The organism is Alcanivorax sp. HI0044, from assembly GCF_001634945.1.
Window position 1 is genome coordinate 1 of the sequence record NZ_LWEZ01000034.1, and the last position, 1,592, is coordinate 1,592.

Here is a 1,592-nt window from a genome sequence, read left to right on the forward strand (position 1 = left end):
TACGCGGGTGATCCTCGCGCAGCTGATGCCAGCCCTGCTCACCGGCACTGCCCTGGCCTTTACCCGCAGTCTGGGGGAATACGGTGCGGTGATTTTCATCGCCGGCAATATGCCCTTCGAAACCGAAATCCTGTCGCTGCTGGTCAACATCCGCCTGGATGAATTCGACTACGCCGCCGCCAGCGCGCTGGCCTCGGTGATCCTGGTCGCTTCACTGGTGCTGCTCTTCGGCATCCAGCTGGTGCAGTCCCGTCTGACCCGTCGCTGGAAGGGGCACTGACCATGCATGAACGCCCCCGCCACTGGCATCAGTGGCTTCTTGTCATCGCAGCGTTTGCTGCGGTCGCCATCTTGCTGGTGATGCCACTGGCGCTGATTTTCACCGAAGCCTTCAGCCAGGGCTGGGCCATGGTGCAACAGAATCTGACCAACCCGGACATGCTCGGCGCCATCAAGCTGACCCTGATCGTCGCGTTAATCACCGTGCCAGTGAACTTGCTGTTCGGCATTCTGCTGGCCTGGTGCGTTACCCGTTACGAGTTCCGCGGCCGCAAACTGCTCAGCACCCTTATCGACATCCCCTTCGCCATGAGCCCGGTGGTCGCCGGGCTGTGTTATCTGGTGGTGTACGGGGCCCAGAGCGTGGTGGGTAACTGGTTCAGCGGCATGGGCGTGCAGCTCATGTTCGCCCTGCCCGGCATGGTCATGGTCACCGTTTTTGTTACCTGCCCCTATGTGGCACGGGTGCTGATTCCGTTAATGGAGTCCCAGGGCCAGCACGAAGAAGAAGCAGCCATCATTCTTGGCGCCTCCGGCTGGCAGGCTTTCTGGTATGTCACCCTGCCGAAAATCCGCTGGGCGCTGCTGTACGGGGTGGTACTCACCAACGCCCGGGCGGTGGGTGAATTCGGTGCGGTGAGCGTGGTCTCCGGCCTGATTCGCGGGCAGACCCTGACCCTGCCCTTGCTGGTGCAGATGTGGAATCAGGACTACAACACCGTGGGCGCCTTTACCGCGGCCGGCCTGCTGGCCGCCATGGCGCTGGTTACCCTGCTGCTGAAAACCGTGCTGGAATGGGCCACACAGCACAACACGGACAATGCCACTGAACAGAAAACCGAACAGGACACTCCATGAGCATTCGTGTCGAACAGATTCAAAAGCGTTTCGGCGATTTCACCGCGCTGGACGACATCAATCTGGATGTTCAGGAAGGCCAGCTGGTCGGCCTGCTCGGCCCCTCCGGTTCCGGCAAGACCACCCTGCTGCGCATCATCGCCGGGCTGGAAAAAGCCGACCAAGGCAAGGTGCTGTTCCACGGCAAGGACGTCACCAACCTGGACGTACGCAAGCGCAAAGTCGGCTTTGTGTTTCAGCAATATGCCCTGTTCCGCCACCTGACCGTGGCCGACAACGTGGCTTTTGGCCTGCGTATGCTGCCACGCAAGGAACGCCCCTCACGTGGCGACATTCGCCAACGGGTGAATGAACTGCTGGATCTGGTCCAGCTTGGCCACCTGGCCGGCCGCTACCCGGCCCAATTATCCGGCGGGCAGAAACAGCGCGTGGCCCTGGCCCGGGCACTGGCCCTG

At 61.7% G+C, this 1,592-nt stretch carries 3 protein-coding genes; all 3 read left to right on the top strand.

The genetic code is table 11. The annotated features are described in order from the left end of the window. On the top strand, positions 1–280 hold a 280-nt coding region (locus tag A3730_RS00375), incomplete at its 5' end, for an ABC transporter permease subunit (RefSeq protein ID WP_156500701.1). Positions 281–282: 2 nt separating this feature from the next. Then, positions 283–1,137 carry a sulfate ABC transporter permease subunit CysW gene (cysW, locus tag A3730_RS00380; protein ID WP_063537217.1) on the top strand — a complete coding sequence of 285 codons (855 nt, stop codon included), beginning with the start codon at positions 283–285 and terminating at the stop codon, positions 1,135–1,137. Then, positions 1,134–1,592 (top strand): sulfate/molybdate ABC transporter ATP-binding protein (locus A3730_RS00385; protein WP_156500703.1); only part of this gene is annotated, 459 nt, incomplete at its 3' end. The genes cysW and A3730_RS00385, both read left to right, overlap by 4 nt.